Genomic DNA, 18,400 nt, shown 5'->3' with positions numbered 1-18,400 from the left:
CGTCACGCGCACTGCGCTCCGTGCGGCAGTGTGACCGCCGTTGCGGCCGCGCGCAGTGAAGGCGCCCGTTCCGAGCGTGGGTTCGCGGGCCGCGGAGCCCTGGCGTCCGCACCCGTGGATCGGCGACCGCAGGCGAGCCCTGGCACAGGCCCTTGCGCGCCGACTTCGCGACGTACAGGAGGAGGTGAGCGCGTGACCGCGCTCCTACAGGTCCGGCAGCGGTCCGCGGCCGCCGCCGGGGACCCGCGCATCGTGCGCAGCGCGCGCACCCGCACCGGGGAGGTGGCCGCGTGAACGCCACGCGCACAGGCGGCATGTTGCTGGCCGAGGAGGACCTGTCCTTCTTCGGCAACGACCCGTTCTGGCTGATCGCGCTCAAGGCCGTCTTCTGCTTCGCGTTCCTGATGGTGACCGTGCTGATCTCCATCGTCATGGAGCGCAAGGTCGTCGCGTGGATGCAGCTGCGCGTCGGTCCGAACAGGCACGGCCCGTGGGGCATGCTGCAGTCGCTCGCCGACGGCATCAAGCTGATGCTCAAGGAAGACGTCGTCGTCAAGGGCGCCGACAAGGTCGTGTACCTGCTCGCGCCCGTCCTCGCGGCCATCCCCGCCTTCCTGGCGATCGCCGTGATCCCCTTCGGGCCTCCCGGCAACGAGGTGTCGATCTTCGGCACCCGCACGGCGATGCAGCTCACCGACCTTCCGGTGGCCGCGCTGTACATCCTGGCCACCGCCTCCATCGGTGCGTACGGCGTCGTCCTGGCGGGCTGGTCGTCGAACTCGACGTACCCGCTGCTCGGAGCGGTCCGCGCCACGGCGCAGGTGATCAGCTACGAGATCGCGATGGGCCTGAGCTTCGCGGCCGTCTTCCTCTACTCCGGCTCGATGTCGACCTCGGCGATCGTGGACGCCCAGCAGGACACCTGGTTCGCGGCGTTGCTGCCGGTGTCGTTCCTGATCTACATGGTCTCGATGGTCGGCGAGGCGCACCGCGCCCCGTTCGACATGCCGGAGTCCGAGGGCGACCTGGTCGCCGGCTACCAGACCGAGTACAGCTCGATCAAGTTCGCGCTGTTCATGATGGCCGAGTACGTGCACATCGTGACGCTCTCCGCTCTCGCGGCCACCCTGTTCCTGGGCGGCTGGCGGGCTCCGGCGCCGATCTCCACGTACTGGGAGGGCGCCAACCACGGCTGGTGGCCGCTGCTCTGGTTCTTCCTCAAGGTCTGCGTCCTGATCTTCTTCTTCGTCTGGATCCGCGGCACGCTCCCGCGTGTGCGCTACGACCAGTTCATGAAGCTGGGCTGGAAGGTCCTCATCCCCGTCTCCCTGGTGTGGCTGATGCTCGTCGCGACCGTGCGGGCCATGCGCAACGAGGGTTACGACTTCGCGGGGATCGTCTACTGGGTCGCCGGCACCGCCCTCGCGATCCTGCTGATCTCCTTCGTCGTCGACGTCGTCCGCGGACGCAAGGAGGAGGCCGAGGAAGCGGCCGAGGATAAGGCGGACCCAGGGGTCTTCGACCCGATGGCGGGCGGCTTCCCCGTACCGCCGCTGCCCGGGCAGACCCTGCCGCCCGTGCCGCGCCGGCGCTCGCGCCACGACCGTGAACTGGTCGGACCGTCCGGTGCCTCGGAGTCCGCGGACGGCGGGGACCGGGACGGGCAGGCAGCCCAGAACACTGACGGAAAGGAGGCCGACGGTGCCTGACAACGACGCCCAGGGGCTGCACCCCGAGACTCCCCGCAGCTCCGTGGCCGGCTTCGGCTTGACCTTCAAGGACATGTTCAAGAAGCGGCTGACCGAGCAGTACCCGGAGTACAAGAAGCCGACGGCACCGCGCTTCCACGGCCGCCACCAGCTCAACCGGCACCCCGACGGGCTCGAGAAGTGCGTCGGCTGCGAACTGTGCGCGTGGGCCTGCCCCGCGGACGCCATCTACGTCGAGGGCGCGGACAACACCGACGAGGAGCGCTACTCGCCGGGCGAACGCTACGGCCGCGTCTACCAGATCAACTATCTGCGCTGCATCCTGTGCGGCCTGTGCGTCGAGGCATGCCCCACGCGTGCGCTGACGATGACGAACGAGTACGAACTCGCCGACTCCTCCCGCGAATCGCTCATCTACACCAAGAAGGAGCTGCTCGCGGGCCTGGAGGAGGGCATGGTCGACTCGCCGCACGCCATCTACCCGGGCATGACGGAGAAGGACTACTACCGCGGCCTCGTCACCGAGGCGGCCCCGGGAACCGAACAGCAGCGGGCCACCGACACCGGCGACCCGCAGGAGTCGGCACGGGACTTCGGCGCCGCCGAGCCCGCGGCCCAGCCGGTCGTCACCGACGCCCCCGCGGAGGCCGCCGCCGACGCCGACGGCGTCGACCCGTCCGCGCAGGGCGCCGACGAGGAGGACGTCGCCCTTCAGGGCGCCGCCGCGCGGGCCGAGGGCAACCGCTCCGGGAACGACTCGAAGGAGGGCCGGTGACCATGGCCGCACTGTCCGCCACGACGGCCCTGCCGCAGACCGCCGGCGCGTTCGACCTCGCCGCCACGTCCACCTCCGCGGGTGAGACGGCAGCGTTCTGGGTTCTGGGCACCGTGGCCGTGATCGGCGCCCTCGGCACCGTTCTGCTGCGCCGCGCCGTGCACTCGGCGCTGTGCCTCGCGGGCACCATGGTGATCCTGGCGCTGTTCTACCTCGCCAACGGCGCGTACTTCCTCGGCATCGTCCAGATCGTCGTCTACACCGGCGCCGTGATGATGCTCTTCCTCTTCGTGCTGATGCTGGTGGGTGTGAGCGCCGCCGACTCGCTCAAGGAGACGCTCAAGGGCCAGCGCTGGCTCGCGGCCGCCTGCGGCCTCGGCCTGGGCATCCTGCTCGTCGCGGGCATCGGCCAGGCCTCGGTGCGCTCCTTCGAGGGGCTCGCCCGTGCCAACGCGGGCGGGAACGTACCGGCGCTGGCGACGCTGCTGTTCACCAAGTACGTCGTGGCCTTCGAGGTGGTGGGCGCCCTGCTCACCGTCGCCGCCGTCGGCGCGACGCTGCTGACGCACCGCGAGCGCATCGAGAAGACCAAGTCGCAGCGGGAGCAGGCCGAGGAGCGCGTCAGGCGGGGCACGCAGCTTCCGCCGCTGCCCGCGCCCGGCGTGTACGCGCGACACAACGCCGTCGACCGTCCCGGCCTGCTTCCCGACGGCACGCCGTCCGAGCTGACCGTCAGCGAGACGCTGCGCCGGCGGGGCCAGGTCCGCGAGGTCGGCAAGGAGGCGCTGCACCGGGTGGCCGCGCTCGAACAGCGCACGGCCGACAGCCACGGCCAGACCGAGCACACCGGACGGATGTACGGCGAACCGCACGACCCGGAGCGGGACGTGGAGGACGCCGACGACGCGGGAGAAGGCGGCCGTGAGGCCCGCAAGGCCCGGGAAGGGGAGGCCGCCAAGTGAGTCCCGTCAACTACGTCTATCTCGCTGCGGTGCTGTTCACCATCGGTGCCGCCGGAGTGCTGATCAGGCGGAACGCGATCGTGGTGTTCATGTGCATCGAACTGATGCTGAACGCGGCGAACTTGACCCTGGTCGCCTTCTCCCGCATCCACGGCAATCTCGACGGCCAGATCATGGCGTTCTTCGTCATGGTCGTCGCGGCGGCCGAGGTAGTGGTCGGGCTGGCGATCATCGTGATGATGTACCGCTCCCGTCACTCGGCCTCGGTCGACGACGCCAGCCTGATGAAGCTGTAAGGGGTACGAACCAGTGGAGTCATTGATCGGACTGCTCGTCGGCTTCCCGCTGCTGGGCGCGGCGGTGCTGCTGTGCGGCGGCAGGAAACTCGACCGGAGCGGGCACTGGCTGGGCGTGCTGCTCTCCGGGGCCTCGTTCGTGACCGGCGTCGTGCTCTTCGCCGGGATGCTGGGCAGGCCCACCGACGAACGCGCCCTGCACCAGCACCTGTTCAGCTGGGTGCCGGTGGAGAGCTTCCAGGCGGACGTCGCCTTCCAGCTCGACCAGCTCGCCATGACGTTCGTGCTGCTGATCACCGGTGTGGGCACGCTGATCCACATCTACTCGGTCGGCTACATGGAGCACGACGTCGGCCGCCGCCGGTTCTTCGGGTATCTCAACCTGTTCCTCGCGGCGATGCTGCTGCTCGTCCTCGCCGACAACTACCTGCTGCTGTACGTCGGCTGGGAGGGCGTCGGCCTCGCCTCGTACCTGCTCATCGGATTCTGGCAGTTCAAGCCGAGCGCGGCGGTGGCGGCGAAGAAGGCGTTCCTGGTCAACCGCGTCGGTGACGCGGGCCTGGCCATCGCGATCTTCCTGATGTTCACCACCTTCGGCACCTTCACCTTCGCGCCCGTACTGGAGAACGCGACGGACGCGGGCGAGGGCAAACTGACGGCGATCGGGCTGATGCTGCTGCTCGCGGCGTGCGGCAAGTCCGCACAGGTGCCGCTGCAGTCCTGGCTGGGTGACGCGATGGAGGGCCCGACGCCGGTCTCCGCCCTCATCCACGCCGCGACGATGGTGACCGCGGGCGTCTACCTCATCACCCGCTCCGGCGCGATCTTCAACGGAGCGCCGGACGCGCAGACGGTGGTCGTCGTGGTCGGCGCGGTCACGCTCCTCTACGGTGCGATCGTCGGTTGCGCGAAGGACGACATCAAGAAGGCACTGGCCGGTTCGACGATGTCGCAGATCGGCTACATGGTGCTGGCGGCCGGACTCGGCCCGATCGGCTACGCGTTCGCCATCATGCACCTCGTCACGCACGGCTTCTTCAAGGCGGGCCTCTTCCTCGGCGCCGGCAGCGTTATGCACGGGATGAACGACGAGGTCGACATGCGCAGGTACGGCGGCCTGCGCAAGTACATGCCGGTCACGTTCGTGACGTTCGGCCTGGGCTACCTCGCCATCATCGGCTTCCCGGGGCTCTCCGGCTTCTTCTCCAAGGACCTCATCATCGAGGCGGCCTTCGCCAAGGGCGGCACGCAGGGCCTGATCCTCGGCACGGTCACGCTGGTCGGCGCCGCCATCACCGCGTACTACATGACGCGCGTGATGCTGATGACCTTCTTCGGCGAGGAGCGCTGGCGCAGCACCACCCCGTCGGCCGACGAGCCCGACGTGGAGCCCGCAGCCGAGGTGCACGGCGAGCACGGGGGCCCGCACCCCCACGAGTCGCCGAAGGTCATGACGATCCCGATGATCGTGCTCGCCGTCGGATCGGTCTTCGCGGGCGGCCTGTTCAGCATCGGCGAGTCCTTCGTGCACTGGTTGGAGCCCGTCACGCAGTTCGAGCACGGGCACTCGCCGTTCTCCGCGGCCGTGGTGACGGGCATGACCGTCGTGGCCCTCCTCCTCGGCGTCGCCGCGGCCTGGCTGCAGTACGGGCGCCGGCCCGTGCCGTCGGTCGCGCCGCGCGCCAGCCTGCTGACCCGTGCGGCGCGCCGCGACCTGCTCCAGGACGACATCAACCACGTCGTCCTGGTCAAGCCCGGCGAGTACCTGACGCGCGGGCTGGTCTACGCCGACAACAAGGTGGTCGACGGCGCCGTCAACGGCACCGCCGCCGCCTTCGGCGGGCTCTCCGGCCGTGCGCGCCGGGTCCAGAACGGTTTCGTCCGCTCGTACGCGGTCTCGATGTTCGGCGGCGCGGCGGTTCTGGTCGCCGCGACCCTGCTGATGAGGGCGGTCTGAGTCATGTCATTTCCCCTGCTGACGGTCACGGCCGCGCTTCCCGCGGTCGGCGCGATCGCCACGGCGGCCGTGCCCGCCGCCAAGAGGAACGCCGCGAAGTGGGTGGCGCTGCTCTTCTCCGTGGCGACGCTGGTGTTCTCGCTGATCGTGCTGGCCCGCTTCCAGCCGGGCGGTGCGCGGTACCAGCTCACCGAATCGCACGCGTGGATCCCGGACTTCGGCGTGCGCTACGAGCTGGGCGTGGACGGCATCGCTGCCGTACTGATCGCGCTCACCGCGCTGCTGCTGCCGTTCATCATCGGAGCGGCCTGGCACGACGCGGACGAGCTGGAGCCCGCACGTCCCAACCGGCGGTGGCGTCCCACTCAGGGCTTCTTCGCGCTGATGCTCGCCACCGAGGCGATGGTGATCATCTCCTTCGCCGCGACGGACGTCTTCCTCTTCTACGTCTTCTTCGAAGCGATGCTCATCCCGATGTACTTCCTCATCGGAGGCTTCGGGGACCGTGCGCACGCGGCGGGCGAGGAGGAGGCCGCGAAGCAGCGCTCGTACGCGGCCGTGAAGTTCCTGCTCTACAACCTCGCCGGCGGTCTGATCATGCTGGCCGCGGTGATCGGCCTCTTCGTCGTCACCTCCGACCAGCTCGGCGGGGGTACCTTCTCGCTGCAGCGGATCCTGGAGGCCCGTGCCGAAGGCGGCTTCCAGCTCGACACGAACATCGAGCGGCTGCTCTTCCTCGGCTTCTTCTTCGCCTTCGCGGTGAAGGCGCCGCTGTGGCCGCTGCACACCTGGCTGCCCAACGCCATGGGCGAGTCGACGGCGCCGGTGGCCGTACTGATCACCGCCGTCGTCGACAAGGTCGGCACCTTCGCGATGCTCCGCTTCTGCCTCGGCCTCTTCCCGGAGGCGAGCAAGTGGGCGACGCCGGTGGTGCTGGTGCTGGCGCTGGTGAGCATCATCTACGGTGCGCTGCTGGCCGTGGGCCAGCGGGACATCAAGCGGCTGATCGCCTACGCGTCCATCTCCCACTTCGGCTTCATCATCCTCGGCGTCTTCGCGATGACCAGCCAGGGCCAGAGCGGCGCCACGCTCTACATGGTCTTCCACGGCGTCTCCACCGCCGCGCTGATGCTGGTGGCCGGCTTCCTCATCAGCCGCCGCGGCTCGCGTCTCATCGCGGACTACGGCGGGGTGCAGAAGGTCGCGCCCGTGCTGGCGGGGACGTTCCTCGTGGGCGGTCTGGCGACGCTGTCGCTCCCGGGTCTCGCCCCGTTCGTCAGCGAATTCCTGGTGCTCGTCGGCACGTTCAGCCGTTACCCGGTGGCGGGCGTCGTCGCGACGGTGGGCATCGTCCTCGCCGCGCTGTACGTCCTGCTGATGTACCAGCGCACCATGACGGGGCCGGTGGAGAAGCCCGAGGTGCGGGCGATGCCGGACCTGCGGGCGCGTGAACTGGCCGTGGCGGCACCGCTCGTCGCGCTGTTGATCTTCCTCGGGGTCTTCCCGAAGCCCCTGACGGAGATCGTCAATCCGGCCGTCGAGCACACGCTCTCGGACGTGCAGAAGAAGGACCCGAAACCGGACCACCAAGTCGCAGAGACGGGCCGGTCCGACAACAAGCCGGCTGAGCACGCCGGAGGTGACCACGAGTGAGCGCGGTGGCAACGGCGGGGACGGCAGCGGCTGTCCCCAGCCTGTGGACACTGGGGGCCGAGCAACTCCAGGCCCCGAAGATCGAGTACGGGGCGCTGTCCCCGACGCTGATCGTGCTGGGGGCGGCCGTCATCGGCATCGTCCTGGAGGCGTTCCTGCCGCGGAAGCTGCGCTACGGCGCGCAGTTGATCCTCGCCGGGCTCGGGCTCACCGCAGCCTTCGCGGCGGTGCTGGGCCTCGCGGTCACGGGGCACGGGACGAGCAAGGCCGCGGTCGCGGGCATGGGCGCCATCGCCGTCGACGGGCCGGCGCTCTTCCTGCAGGGCACGATCCTGCTGGTCGGGCTCGTCTCGGTGTTCGTCTTCGCCGAGCGCCGGCTGGAGCCGCGGGCGCACCAGAACCGGGCCCACGTCGACTCCTTCGCCGCGCAGCCCGCGTCGGTGCCGGGCGGTGAGGGCGAGAAGGAGGCCACGAAGGCCGGCTGGACGACCACAGAGGTCTATCCGCTGCTGATGTTCGCCGTCGGCGGCATGCTCATCTTCCCCGCCGCCAACGACCTGCTGACGCTCTTCATTGCGCTCGAGGTCTTCTCCCTGCCGCTGTACCTGCTGTGCGCGCTGGCCCGCCGTCGGCGGCTGCTCTCGCAGGAGGCGGCGGTCAAGTACTTCCTGCTGGGCGCCTTCTCCTCGGCGTTCCTGCTCTTCGGCGCGGCCCTCCTGTACGGGTACGCGGGCACCTTCGGCTACTCGGGCATCGCCCGCGCCATCGGCAACGCCGACCGGGCCACGAGCGCCGTCCTCGCCGAGACCACCGGCAACGACGCGTTGCTGCTGATCGGCGGTGCCCTGGTCGTCATGGGCCTGCTGTTCAAGGTCGGTGCGGTGCCGTTCCACATGTGGACGCCCGACGTCTACCAGGGCGCCCCGACGCCGGTCACCGGCTTCATGGCGGCCGCGACGAAGGTCGCCGCGTTCGGTGCGCTGCTGCGTCTGCTGTACGTGGTGCTGCCGGGCCTGCGCTGGGACTGGCGTCCGGTGATGTGGGGCGTCGCGATCCTGACGATGCTGGCGGGCGCGGTCATCGCGATCACGCAGACCGACATAAAGCGGCTGCTGGCCTACTCCTCGATCGCGCACGCGGGCTTCCTGCTCGCCGGCGTCATCGCCACCTCGCGCGACGGCGTCTCCTCGGTGCTCTTCTACCTGGGCGCCTACTCGTTTGTGACGCTCGGCGCGTTCGCGGTGGTGACGCTCGTACGGGACGCCGGCGGCGAGGCCACGCACCTGTCCAAGTGGGCGGGGCTGGGGCGCCGTTCACCACTGCTGGCCACCGTCTTCGGGGTGTTCCTGCTGGCGTTCGCGGGCATTCCGATGACGTCCGGCTTCTCGGGCAAGTTCGCCGTGTTCAAGGCGGCCGCGGAGGGCGGTGCGGGCGCGCTCGTCGTCGTCGGTGTGATCGCCTCGGCGATCGCGGCGTTCTTCTACATCCGCGTGATCGTGCTGATGTTCCTCAGCGAGCCGAAGGCGGACGGGCCGACGGTCGCCGTTCCCAGCGTGTGGACGACGTCCGCCATCACGGCCGGTGTGGTGGTGACGATCGGGCTGGGCGTCGCCCCGCAGTACTTCCTGGACCTCGCGAGCCAGGCGGGTGTCTTCGTCCGCTAGCACGCGGCTCCGTCACGCCGCACGACGCCGCTGCCCGGCACCCTCCAACGGGGGCCGGGCAGCGGCGTTTTCAGCGGGTTCAGAGCCGGACGGACACGTTGCCGATGGTGGCCAGTATCGTCAGCTCGCCTCCGATAGCGTGCAGAAAGGCGGCCATGGTGGCGGTGTCGAGACCGGCCTGGCCACGTTCAATCTGACTCACACGTCCTTGCGTCACTCCCATGGCCTCGGCCACATCCGTCTGGGACAGTCCCTGTGCCTTGCGGAGCGAGGCCAGCTCATGGCCGCGCTCGGCGTCGAGCATTTCCCGCTTGAGCTCGTCGACCCGTTCACGGTCCGCAGGGCCGAGATCTGCGGTGACGTCTGCCATTGTTCCGAGTTCTTCAGCGCGAGCCATCATTCCCGTCCTCTTCCTTCAGAGCCTCCAGATAGGCCGTGTACTTGTCGTCGGCCTCCCTGATCGCCTTGGGGTACCAGGAGTTCCACCGGCGTCCGGTGGCTTTGTCCCCTGCGACAAGGAAGATCGCTTTCCGTGTCGGATCGAAGACGAAGAGCAACCGGATGCTGACGGCTCCGCCGCTGCGTGGACGCAGTTCCCGCATGTTCCGGTACCGGCTTCCGTCGATCGCACCGACGCTGGGGCGACGGAGTGCGGGGCCGGCTTCTTGCAGCCGTTCCAGCGCGGCGATCACATGAAGGTAGCTCTCCCGGTCCTGCTTGGCGAGGTCGTTGATCCATTGCAGAACATCTTCGAAGAATCTGAGCTCGTATGGCCCTTCCACCTGTCGATATTAGCACGAACTAATATCCCGCGCTCCCGGGATGGACTGCCACGCACGCCGCTGCCCGGCACCCTCCAACGGGGGCCGGGCAGCGGCGTTTTCAGCGGGCCGGGCGCCTGCTAACTTGACGTGGCCCTGCAAACTGCGGGCCGGAGCCGGAGAACTGCGAAGGAGTTCGGGTGCGCACGACAGCGCGGAGGGCAGCGGGGTCGGTGGCCGTGATCGCGGCCGGTGCGCTGCTGGTGAGCGGTTGCGGAAGCGGCGGCGACGACGCCAAGGGCGGCAAGGGAGAGGGCGGGGACGGCAAGCCGGAGACATCCGCGTCCGCGTCCGAGCCCGCGGAGAAGCCGGACCAGTCGTCCGGCGACGACTCCGGGGACGCGTCCGACGAGGCGGGCGGCGGCGCACACGACGACGGCGAGGGCAGCGGATCCGGTGAGTCCGGCAAGGCCGGCAAGCTGACGGGCATCTGGAAGGCGAAGGGCAAGCAGTACGTGCTGACCTTCGTCGGCGACAAGGTGACGCTGCTGCGCGAGCGCGGCCGGAACTGCACGGGCACCCTCGGCAAGGCGGGCGGGACGAGCCTGGCGCTCAAGTGCCCCGACGGCGGCGACCAGAGCCGGACGAACGGCAAGGTCGGCTCTCTCCAGACCAAGTCGTTCAAGGTGGCCTGGAAGGGCGGCCCGACGGAGGTCTACGCCCGTGTCTCCGACGTCCCGGTGAAGTTGCCCGAGAACTCGTAGGCGCCGCAGCACGGTGGTTGACGGCGGACGCGCGTCGGCGGGCGGGGGCCAGGGTCAGACCGCCGGGACTTCGTCCTGCTGAACGCTGGCGATGAACGACGTCCAGGCGGAGAGCCCGAAGGTGAGGGCCGGGCCGTCCGGGTTCTTGCTGTCGCGGACGGGGACGGCGCCTGAGTTGACGTGTGTGGGTGCCCACTCGACGCAACTCTCGCCTCCGTTGCCGCTGTAGCTCGACTTGACCCAACCGGCGTGGGAGAGGTCGGGGTTGATGGTCATGTCGGTAGCGCCTCCATTACGGACGTGATGAACGCCGCCGAGTCGCGCGGCGACAGGGCGCATGCCCTCAGCAGATCGTATGCCCGCTGCCGCTCCGCGACGATCCCAATGTCCTCCAGCAAAGTCCCGGTGGAGATGCTCTCCTCGTAGGCCACCCGCGCGCCATCGTCCATGGTCATCAGCCTGAGCAGGCCTCCTACCAGGCCATGTCCCCCTTGGTCGAAGGGGAGAACCTGCACCACGGTCGTCGGTGTGTACGCCAGCTCGGCGAGACGGGTCAACTGGGCCCGCATGACAGCCGGTCCGCCGAAGGCGCGCCGGAGCACCGCCTCGTCGAGGATCAGGGAGAGGTCAGGCGGTGGGTCGGCCCGCAGCACCGCCTGACGGCTCATACGGGCCGTGACCAGCTCCTCGATCTCGTCCGGGCCTGCCTTGGGGCTGGACAGGACGAATTGAGCGCGGGCGTAGTCCTCCGTCTGCACCACGCCAGGCACGATCTGAGGGCTGTACTGCTCAATGAGCCTGGCTCGCGCCTCCAGCTCCATCTGGCGCCGGAACTGATCAGGGTGGATTTCCCTGCTCGCCAGCCGGTACAGCTCCTCGAAGATCCCGTCCGTTCCGAATGCCGCGTCCAGCCGCGCCGGCAGTGACGGCGGGGGCATCGCTTCGGCTGTCTCGATCCGGGCGAGGTGGCTGCGGCTGACGTTCACGACGTCCGACAGGCCCTCAAGACTCATGTCCGCGCGCTCCCGGTGGGCGCGCATCTTCGCTCCGAACAGATGGCGGGCACTTCGGTCGGGGGTCAGTTGGCGGGGACGTGCTGGCACCGGGCAACTCCCGTCTCCCCAAAGGCGGCTGGGGACATGAACACCTGGTCATCGCCCGTCATGCAGGGCAACGCTATGACTACGCAACGTAGTACATCCCCGGTCGGGGCTGCAGGCAAATGTGTGGATTGGGTAGTTATGACGACGGAGAAACAAGGAATTCCGGGGAAACTCAAGGAAGCGGAAGAGGCGCGTGGCGAGTTGAGTGACGCCCTGAGTGACGCAGGGGTGCGGTTGCCGTCGCTGTCGCTCGACGCGGTCTCGTGCACCGGGCCGGGGCCGGGCGCGCTCATCGACTTGGGACGCTGCAACGTGGAGACGGCCCGCGCCCTCGCCACCGCTCTCCGCCACAGCAACTGTCCGCAGAAAACGACGCGGTGACCCGGCGCAAGTTCCGCTACGTCCCGTTCACCATCGAGCAGGACGAGACGTCGGAACCCGTCTACGAAGCCGAGTGCGTCTCGGGCGAGGCCACCGAATGCCGTGCCGAGTCCGGACCGCAGCACGACCCGGAACCGGTCGAGGAGTGGATGCGCAAGCACACCCAAGGCACCGGTCACCGCCGCTACTTGCGCGCCTTCTCCGACTACGCGGTCATGCGGCCCAAGGGCGAGCAGCCGGCCTGGGCGAACGGGGGCAGGCCGTGACCTTCACCGTGGCAGCCGAACGGCCCCCGGGCCGAACGTGGCCGCTGGTCGCACAGACCGATGACGGCAACCCGTGGGAGACGGGCCTGTGCATGCTCTACTGCCGCCGCGCCGGGGTGCGGGTGCTGTGGCTCGGGCCGGTGCACGCATCCGGCGCCACCGGCGAGATGTACGGCTGCGGGCAGTGCATAGCGGAGCTGGACTACATGGTCCACCGCCAGTTGCGCCACCAGGACCGCCCCAACGCGCCTGAGACAGCGGGCAGTTCGGAGCGCAGTTGGTGGAGGTGGAGGCGATGACCTCACCGCCCGGCCCGCATCGGGACGACCCGCAACGCGACGATCCGCCACGGCGAAGTTCGAAACCCCAACCCGTCCGATGCGTCCATCCCGGCATCAAGAAGATCAACGGCAAGACCTGCTGCGCGAATTGCCGCGTGCAGCTCTACCTGTGACGACTGCGGGCGGGCGGATTCATCACGCGGTGTCCTCTCGCCAGGTTGCAAGGACGGACCGTACGGCGCTGGAGACCTGCTCCTGCTCCGTACGGTCGGCCCACAGATGTGCATCGTGTTCCGTGAGCTTGATCGCGTCGTTCTCGCGGGCGGTCGTGGCGGTGAAGTTGAGCTGGCGGGTCTTCTTGCCGCTCTTGGAGAGGTAGTCGAAGTGTCCGAGGTAGGTCCCGATCGCCGTGATCGTGAGTCCGGTCTCCTCGGCAACTTCCCGGTGCAGGGCCTCGGTCAGGGTCTCGCCCGAGTCGACGCCGCCGGAGGGCAGCTCCCACAGGCCGCCGAGGTAGTCGTCGGCGGCGCGGTGCAGCAGCAATACCTTGCCTTCTGCGTCCGAGATGACGGCGCCGACGACGTGCTTGGCTATGCCGTCGGCGTCGGCGGCGTGGATGAGGGCGTCCAGCAGGGCGGCGTCGACGGGTGCGTTCACTTCACGAGTTCCTTGGGGTGCTCGGCGACCTTGATTATGACCGCGTTGACGGGCGCGCAGCACAAGAGCGCGCAGGACAGGATGAGGGACGACTTCGGGTGATCCAACGCGACTGGAGGCTCCGGACGGCCACCGTGGTGGGCCGGCTGGGCGTGCTCGCCTTCGCCGCATGCCTGCTGGTGCGGACGGTGGCGCCGTATCCCCGCTGGGACTTGCTGGCCTGCCTGCTGGTGGTGGCCGCCGCTTCCGGGTACTGGCTGGTCCGGGTACGTGGGGCTGCTGCCGGTGGCGGGGGCGGTGGTGAGCGGGCGCGGTACTGGTGGCCGCGACGACGGGTCATCGGTGCGTGTATCGCTGTGCCGGTGCTCTTCGCGACGTCCGTGCTGGCCGGTACGTCCACGGAGTCGGCCACGGAACAGCTCCTGCGCATCCGCGCGGGCGACCCCGCCGTCGCTCCCGTCGAAATCACGGAGGTCCACGACGTCCGGAAGTACGAGGACCGGAGCAAGGTCCGGTTTCGCTCGCATGTCTCCGTCACACCTGCTGAAGGGGACACCGAGCGCGGCGAACAGCCGCGGATGCAGGGTGAGGTGGAGCTGCGGCAGCCCGCCGAGGCAGGTGATCTGGTGTGGGGTCTCTATTCCCCGGACGCCCCACAGCACGGCGCCGTCCTGGGGCCGGAGCAGGACCTGAAGGCGCTCGTCGAGGGAGGCCCGTCCACGCTCGGCTACGTCGCGCTGGTCATCATCGGTCTGTCCGTGCTCGGGTACGCCGCCGTCGGCCTGTTCACCAGGAACTCCCAGCCGCTGGCCGCCTCCTTCCAGGGCGCGCGGGACCGCGTGCGGCGTGCCCGCGTGCGGGTGGCCGAGGTCACCGCCGGGCGGAATCTGCGGCGCAACTCAAGGGTCAAGGGGGGCTGGGACCGCAGCAGTCTCCGCCCCGCACTGCGCCTCACCTCGGGCGAGGGAATGCGGGATCTCTTCGTGGACCGTTGTTTCGAACCGCAGGCGCTGGCAGCGGAGTTGGAGGGACGGACGGGACACCTGTACTGGCAGACCCCTGACCCGGGCGAGGCCGCCGTCCCGGACGATCCCGCGCGCGTGAGCAGCGCGGTGCTGGTTCTGGACGACCGCCCGGACGACCTCCGTTACGTGTACGGCGAGGTCTCCGGCGGAACCCAAGGCCCCGGCCTGCCCTCGGAGGCCGCCCCCGAGAGCCCCTACGAGGCAGCCCGGCCCGTGCACGCGGTTGGCCCCTACGCCATCTGGCATCCCGGCAGCTTCCGCCCCGTGACCGCCGGACTCGCCGTGGCTTTCCTCGCTGCCTTGCTGCTCGCCACGGGCGCGGGCGCGGAGACCGGCTACGGCGGCTCCGGGCTGCTGTGGGTGCTCGTCCCACTCTTCGTCGGCGCCCCCATCCTCGGGCTCATGCTCACCGCCCGCCGCGTGACCGTGCGGCTACGGGAACGGCAACGCGGCACGGGTGGCCTGGAGGCCCAGGACCCGCACGCCGAGTGCGAGGCAGCAAGCTAATGCCCCTCCTGGCAAGGTTCGCCCCGTCGCGACCCCACCCCGGACTTCGTCCGGGGTGGGGTCTCCGGCACAGCCAGGGGAGGTGTCCCAGGCACGCGCGCTCTCCCCGCTTCGCGGGCGGTGCCCGAGCGATCACCGGTGCCCACCTCGTCACCCTCGTCCGCTCCGGCGGCAGGTTCGAGAACGGCGCCCTCGTCGAATGTGAGGAGTCGGCAGCAGCCTGACACGTGACCGGCCATAGGGTGGGCTCGTATCACGACACAGGGACGGTGGCACACCGTGGACGACGGTACCCGCGGCGAACTCCTGGGCCGCCTGGCCGAAACGATCGAGTCCGTCGCGGTCGGGCACCCGGTGCGCGTCGCCATCGACGGGCCGCCGGCCGCCGGCAAGACGACACTGGCCGACGAACTTGCCGTTGTTCTGCGCGCACAGGGGCGCCACGTCATCCGCGCGACGATCGAGGGTTTCCTGTTCCCCAAGGCACAGCGCTATCGGCGCGGCGAGTACTCGCCCGAGGGCTGCTACTTCGACAGCCACGATCACGACACGATGTGCCAGGTCCTGCTCGACCCACTGGGCCCGGCCGGTGACCGAAAGTTCCAGCAGGCGGTCTACGACCGGGGCACCGACACCGCACTGTGTCTTCCTGTCACCGAAGCACCCGCGGACTCCGTGCTTCTCTTCGACGGCGTCTTCCTCCTACGCCCGGAGCTGGCCGACCGTTGGGACCTCAGCATCTTCCTGTCTGTCACGTTCGAACGGACGCTGAATCGCGCCAGAACCCGAGGCGAGGCGCTGGCCGGATCCGCGGCCGGCACAGCCGAGATCGAGCGGGCCTGGCGCGACCGTTACATCCCCTCCCAGCAGCTTTACTTCGCCACTGCCCGCCCAACAGACCGCGCCGACATCATCATCCACAACGATGAGCTCCAGCGGCCGGCCTGGGAAATCCGATCACGCTGATCAGATCCGCGGAACTCGACGCAGGCGGCGACCGTCGGCCGCGAGGCATCAGACCAGGGGCTACCGCACCCGCCGCTCGCGGCGGATGAGCGGCCGCTCCGCCGCCTCCACCAGCCAGTCAAGCTTCGCCTGGTCGCCGACGACCGGGTTGGACAGCACGCCCACGCCCTCGATCTCGATGCGAGCCGTGTCGCCGTCCTGCAGCGTGAAGTCCATGCCGGGGACGATGCCGGTGCCCGTCGCCAGGACCGCACCGTCGGGGAACGGCTGGGCGTGCCAGAGGTGTTCGGCGAGGCCGTGCGGGTCGCGGTGGAAGGCGGCCGTGGAGGTCTCGCCCTCGAAGGCGGCGGCGCCGTCGCGGCTGACGGTGAGGGTGATCCGCAGTGCGGAGACGTCGTCGAGCTCCCAGGCGGGCACGATGCCGGAGGAGACCGCGGCGCTTCCGCCGTAGATCTTCGCCTGCGGAAGGTACAGCGGGTTCTCGCCCTCGATGGAGCGGGAGCTGACGTCGTCGGTGACGACGTAACCCACGGTCCGGCCTTGGCTGTTGAGGACGATTCCCAGTTCGGGCTCGGGCACGTTCAGCTCGGAGTCGTCCCGTACGGCGATCGGTTCGCCGTCGGTGACGATCCGCCACGGCTGCGCCTTGAAGAAGAGTTCGGGGCGTTCGGCGTCGTAGACGCGCTCGTAGACGGACTGTTCGGTGCTCTCGGCGACGCGTGCCTCACGGGAGCGCTCGTAGGTGACGCCGGCCGCCCACAGCTCCATCATCCCGTCCAGCGGCGGCAGCAGCACCACGTCGTCCTCGGTGAAGACGGCCGGCCCGCCCGCGGTGCTCCCGGCGAGGGAGCGCAGTTCGTCCACGGGGAGCCGCAGCAGGTCGGCGATGCGCCGTGTGCCGTCGAACGCGCGGATGGCTCCGGTGCCGTCCGCGATGCCTGTCCGTACGGTGCCGCCCTCGTCGGCGAAGCGCACTATGCGTGTCATCGGTGCTCCTCTCTGCCCGGGGGCCGCTCCCGCAGCGTCCGCGGCCGGGTGGTGCTCGGCTTCTGCGCTTCGTCTCCGTCCGCGCCCTGCCGACGGCAAGACATCTGACCGGTGGAACGTAAACCCCTCTCCATATCGCTGACAAGGGGTCGTCCGTCCCTGGCCGTACACGTCAGGATCTGGCGTTACATGGCTCTGTGGCGTGAGTTGAGGGTCTGGCGGGTGGGCGAGACATCTGACATCTTGGCCAGCGGGGTTCGTTGTGCCCCGCAGCGTGTCCCACGCGGCGCACCCTTCGCCGCCCTCTCGCACGTATCAGGAGTGAGTGCCGATGACCGCCCGCATCGTCGACATCGAGACGATCGACGTCCGCTTCCCCACCTCGCAGGCCCTCGACGGCTCCGACGCCATGAACGAGGCGCCCGACTACTCCGCCGCCTACGTGATCCTGCACGTCGGCGACGACGGCGACGGAACGGCAGGCGACGGGGAGCAGGTCTCCGAGGGGCACGGCTTCACGTTCACCATCGGCCGGGGAACCGAACTGGCCGTCGCCGCCGCCGAGGCGATCGGCCGCCGCGCGGTCGGCATGTCCGTCGACGAGATCACCGGTGACCTCGGCGGCTTCTCCCGGCATCTCCTCGGCGACAGCCAACTGCGCTGGCTCGGCCCCGACAAGGGCGCGATCCACCTCGGGGCGGCCGCCGTCATCAACGCCGGCTGGGACCTGGCCGCCAAGCGTGCGGGCAAGCCCGTGTGGAAGCTGCTCGCCGACTTCACCCCGCGCCAGATCGTCGACATCGTCGACTGGCGCTACCTCAAGGACGCGCTCACACCCGAAGCAGCCCTGGAACTGCTGGAGTCGCGGGTTCCGGGCCGGGCCGAGCGCGAGGCGTACGTCCGCGAGCACGGCTACCCCGCCTACACCACCAGCGCCGGCTGGCTCGGCTACGACGACGAGAAGCTGGCCCGTCTGTGCCGCGAGGCCGTGGAGCAGGGCTGGGACTCGGTCAAGCTGAAGGTCGGCGCGAACCTCGACGACGACGTGCGCCGCTGCCGCATCGCCCGCGAGATCATCGGTCCCGACCGCCGGCTGATGATCGACGCGAACCAGACGCTCGGCGTCGACGAGGCCATCGAATGGGCAGACGCGCTCAAGGAGTTCGGCATCTGGTGGTTCGAGGAGCCGACCAGCCCGGACGACGTGCTCGGGCACGCGGCCATCCAGCGCCGCATCGCCCCGATCAACGTCGCCACCGGAGAACACGCCCACAACGCCGTGATGTTCAAACAGTTCCTCCAGGCGGAGGCGATCGGCATCTGCCAGATCGACGCCTGCCGGCTCGGCGGCGTCAACGAGGCGGTCGCCTCCCTGCTGCTCGCCGCCGCGCACGGCGTACCGGTGTGCCCGCACGCCGGCGGCGTCGGACTGTGCGAACTGGTGCAGCACCTCTCGGTCTTCGACTACGTGGCGGTCAGCGGCTCCATGGAGGACCGCGTCGTCGAGTACGTCGACCACCTGCACGAGCACTTCCACGACCCCGTGCGCGTCGAGGGCTCCCGCTACCGCGTGCCCGAAGCCCCGGGCTACAGCGCGCAGATCCGCCGCGAGACGCTTCAGGCCCACCGCTTCCCCGACGGACCGGTGTGGAGCGACGCGGCTGCCACGGTGACATCCTGACCGCC

General features: G+C 69.5%; 20 protein-coding genes. 14 read left to right on the top strand and 6 right to left on the bottom strand.

Going from position 1 to position 18,400, the window contains the following annotated elements; all coding sequences use genetic code 11:
• Nucleotides 1-314 precede the first annotated feature (314 nt).
• From nuoH to nuoN, 7 genes are read left to right on the top strand one after another with little or no spacing between them, the layout of a single operon-like run.
• Complete coding sequence (gene nuoH / locus H180DRAFT_RS22790; RefSeq protein ID WP_055488089.1) at nucleotides 315-1,709, top strand: NADH-quinone oxidoreductase subunit NuoH; 1,395 nt, start codon at nucleotides 315-317, stop codon at nucleotides 1,707-1,709.
• Nucleotides 1,702-2,484 (top strand): NADH-quinone oxidoreductase subunit NuoI, encoded by a 783-nt coding sequence (gene nuoI, locus H180DRAFT_RS22785; protein WP_302622454.1) that lies wholly within the window; start codon nucleotides 1,702-1,704, stop codon nucleotides 2,482-2,484. The genes nuoH and nuoI overlap by 8 nt, the downstream gene beginning before the upstream one ends.
• Nucleotides 2,485-2,486: 2 nt before the next feature.
• Nucleotides 2,487-3,446 (top strand): NADH-quinone oxidoreductase subunit J, encoded by a 960-nt coding sequence (locus H180DRAFT_RS22780; RefSeq protein WP_055487999.1) that lies wholly within the window; start codon nucleotides 2,487-2,489, stop codon nucleotides 3,444-3,446.
• On the top strand, nucleotides 3,443-3,742 hold the full coding sequence (gene nuoK, locus H180DRAFT_RS22775) for an NADH-quinone oxidoreductase subunit NuoK (RefSeq protein ID WP_028437880.1): 300 nt from the start codon (nucleotides 3,443-3,445) through the stop codon (nucleotides 3,740-3,742). Before H180DRAFT_RS22780 ends, nuoK begins: the two co-directional genes overlap by 4 nt.
• A 13-nt stretch (nucleotides 3,743-3,755) precedes the next feature.
• Nucleotides 3,756-5,699 carry an NADH-quinone oxidoreductase subunit L gene (nuoL, locus tag H180DRAFT_RS22770; protein ID WP_055487998.1) on the top strand — a complete coding sequence of 648 codons (1,944 nt, stop codon included), beginning with the start codon at nucleotides 3,756-3,758 and terminating at the stop codon, nucleotides 5,697-5,699.
• A gap of 3 nt (nucleotides 5,700-5,702) precedes the next feature.
• Nucleotides 5,703-7,352, top strand: a complete 1,650-nt coding sequence (locus H180DRAFT_RS22765) for an NADH-quinone oxidoreductase subunit M (protein WP_055487997.1) — start codon at nucleotides 5,703-5,705, stop codon at nucleotides 7,350-7,352.
• Complete coding sequence (gene nuoN / locus H180DRAFT_RS22760) at nucleotides 7,349-9,016, top strand: NADH-quinone oxidoreductase subunit NuoN (RefSeq protein WP_055487996.1); 1,668 nt, start codon at nucleotides 7,349-7,351, stop codon at nucleotides 9,014-9,016. The genes H180DRAFT_RS22765 and nuoN overlap by 4 nt, the downstream gene beginning before the upstream one ends.
• 79 nt (nucleotides 9,017-9,095) lie before the next feature.
• On the opposite strand, the gene H180DRAFT_RS22755 is transcribed toward nuoN, so the two are convergent.
• Together H180DRAFT_RS22755 and H180DRAFT_RS22750 are read right to left on the bottom strand one after the other, a co-directional pair.
• Nucleotides 9,096-9,386 carry a helix-turn-helix domain-containing protein gene (locus H180DRAFT_RS22755; protein WP_254666153.1) on the bottom strand — a complete coding sequence of 97 codons (291 nt, stop codon included), beginning with the start codon at nucleotides 9,384-9,386 and terminating at the stop codon, nucleotides 9,096-9,098.
• A 13-nt stretch (nucleotides 9,387-9,399) separates the two neighbouring features.
• The gene (locus H180DRAFT_RS22750; protein WP_055487995.1) at nucleotides 9,400-9,798 is read right to left on the bottom strand and encodes a type II toxin-antitoxin system RelE/ParE family toxin; all 399 of its coding nucleotides are present in this window, start codon (nucleotides 9,796-9,798) and stop codon (nucleotides 9,400-9,402) included.
• Nucleotides 9,799-9,977: 179 nt separating this feature from the next.
• On the opposite strand from H180DRAFT_RS22750, the gene H180DRAFT_RS22745 reads away from it, so the two are divergent.
• Entirely contained in the window at nucleotides 9,978-10,541 is a 564-nt protein-coding gene (locus tag H180DRAFT_RS22745; protein WP_139151429.1) for a hypothetical protein, read from the top strand.
• A 54-nt stretch (nucleotides 10,542-10,595) separates the two neighbouring features.
• Here H180DRAFT_RS22745 and H180DRAFT_RS22740 read toward each other — a convergent pair whose 3' ends face one another.
• A complete protein-coding gene (locus H180DRAFT_RS22740; protein ID WP_055487993.1) occupies nucleotides 10,596-10,817 on the bottom strand; it encodes a DUF397 domain-containing protein in 222 nt (73 codons plus the stop codon).
• Nucleotides 10,814-11,644: a helix-turn-helix domain-containing protein gene (locus H180DRAFT_RS22735; RefSeq protein WP_055487992.1), complete on the bottom strand. Its 831-nt coding sequence runs from the start codon at nucleotides 11,642-11,644 to the stop codon at nucleotides 10,814-10,816. The genes H180DRAFT_RS22740 and H180DRAFT_RS22735 overlap by 4 nt, the downstream gene beginning before the upstream one ends.
• A gap of 138 nt (nucleotides 11,645-11,782) precedes the next feature.
• Here H180DRAFT_RS22735 and H180DRAFT_RS22730 point away from each other — a divergent pair, with 138 nt between their 5' ends.
• The 3 genes from H180DRAFT_RS22730 to H180DRAFT_RS22720 are packed head-to-tail and all read left to right on the top strand — an operon-like array spanning nucleotide 11,783 to nucleotide 12,590.
• On the top strand, nucleotides 11,783-12,025 hold the full coding sequence (locus tag H180DRAFT_RS22730; RefSeq protein WP_055487991.1) for a hypothetical protein: 243 nt from the start codon (nucleotides 11,783-11,785) through the stop codon (nucleotides 12,023-12,025).
• Nucleotides 12,022-12,291: a DUF7848 domain-containing protein gene (locus H180DRAFT_RS22725; RefSeq protein WP_055487990.1), complete on the top strand. Its 270-nt coding sequence runs from the start codon at nucleotides 12,022-12,024 to the stop codon at nucleotides 12,289-12,291. The genes H180DRAFT_RS22730 and H180DRAFT_RS22725 overlap by 4 nt, the downstream gene beginning before the upstream one ends.
• The gene (locus H180DRAFT_RS22720; RefSeq protein WP_055487989.1) at nucleotides 12,288-12,590 is read left to right on the top strand and encodes a hypothetical protein; all 303 of its coding nucleotides are present in this window, start codon (nucleotides 12,288-12,290) and stop codon (nucleotides 12,588-12,590) included. Before H180DRAFT_RS22725 ends, H180DRAFT_RS22720 begins: the two co-directional genes overlap by 4 nt.
• 177 nt (nucleotides 12,591-12,767) lie before the next feature.
• Here H180DRAFT_RS22720 and H180DRAFT_RS22715 read toward each other — a convergent pair whose 3' ends face one another.
• On the bottom strand, nucleotides 12,768-13,229 hold the full coding sequence (locus H180DRAFT_RS22715) for an NUDIX hydrolase (RefSeq protein ID WP_055487988.1): 462 nt from the start codon (nucleotides 13,227-13,229) through the stop codon (nucleotides 12,768-12,770).
• Between the two features lie 98 nt (nucleotides 13,230-13,327).
• Between H180DRAFT_RS22715 and H180DRAFT_RS22710 the strand changes: the two genes are divergently transcribed.
• The gene (locus tag H180DRAFT_RS22710; RefSeq protein WP_055487987.1) at nucleotides 13,328-14,761 is read left to right on the top strand and encodes a hypothetical protein; all 1,434 of its coding nucleotides are present in this window, start codon (nucleotides 13,328-13,330) and stop codon (nucleotides 14,759-14,761) included.
• A gap of 279 nt (nucleotides 14,762-15,040) precedes the next feature.
• Entirely contained in the window at nucleotides 15,041-15,727 is a 687-nt protein-coding gene (locus H180DRAFT_RS22705) for a cytidylate kinase family protein (protein ID WP_055487986.1), read from the top strand.
• A 60-nt stretch (nucleotides 15,728-15,787) separates the two neighbouring features.
• Here the strand turns inward: H180DRAFT_RS22705 and H180DRAFT_RS22700 are convergent, their stop codons facing one another.
• A complete protein-coding gene (locus H180DRAFT_RS22700) occupies nucleotides 15,788-16,714 on the bottom strand; it encodes a fumarylacetoacetate hydrolase family protein (protein ID WP_055487985.1) in 927 nt (308 codons plus the stop codon).
• Nucleotides 16,715-17,045: 331 nt separating this feature from the next.
• Between H180DRAFT_RS22700 and H180DRAFT_RS22695 the strand changes: the two genes are divergently transcribed.
• Nucleotides 17,046-18,395, top strand: a complete 1,350-nt coding sequence (locus H180DRAFT_RS22695; RefSeq protein WP_055487984.1) for an enolase C-terminal domain-like protein — start codon at nucleotides 17,046-17,048, stop codon at nucleotides 18,393-18,395.
• Nucleotides 18,396-18,400 lie beyond the last annotated feature (5 nt).

The sequence above is a fragment of the Streptomyces sp. WMMB 322 genome, from assembly GCF_900090145.1.
GTDB lineage: Bacteria > Actinomycetota > Actinomycetes > Streptomycetales > Streptomycetaceae > Streptomyces.
Note: the sequence above shows the minus strand (reverse complement) of the source record. Positions and strands in the feature narration are given on the sequence as shown.

What these genes read in the sequence shown, in the direction of transcription:
- nuoH (WP_055488089.1), top strand. Translation starts at nt 315, where the DNA reads ATGTTGCTGGCCGAGGAGGACCTGTCCTTCTTCGGCAACGACCCGTTC.
- H180DRAFT_RS22780 (WP_055487999.1), top strand. Translation starts at nt 2,487, where the DNA reads ATGGCCGCACTGTCCGCCACGACGGCCCTGCCGCAGACCGCCGGCGCG.
- H180DRAFT_RS22765 (WP_055487997.1), top strand. Translation starts at nt 5,703, where the DNA reads ATGTCATTTCCCCTGCTGACGGTCACGGCCGCGCTTCCCGCGGTCGGC.
- H180DRAFT_RS22755 (WP_254666153.1), bottom strand. Translation starts at nt 9,386, where the DNA reads ATGGCAGACGTCACCGCAGATCTCGGCCCTGCGGACCGTGAACGGGTC.
- H180DRAFT_RS22740 (WP_055487993.1), bottom strand. Translation starts at nt 10,817, where the DNA reads ATGACCATCAACCCCGACCTCTCCCACGCCGGTTGGGTCAAGTCGAGC.
- H180DRAFT_RS22730 (WP_055487991.1), top strand. Translation starts at nt 11,783, where the DNA reads ATGACGACGGAGAAACAAGGAATTCCGGGGAAACTCAAGGAAGCGGAA.
- H180DRAFT_RS22700 (WP_055487985.1), bottom strand. Translation starts at nt 16,714, where the DNA reads ATGACACGCATAGTGCGCTTCGCCGACGAGGGCGGCACCGTACGGACA.
- H180DRAFT_RS22695 (WP_055487984.1), top strand. Translation starts at nt 17,046, where the DNA reads ATGACCGCCCGCATCGTCGACATCGAGACGATCGACGTCCGCTTCCCC.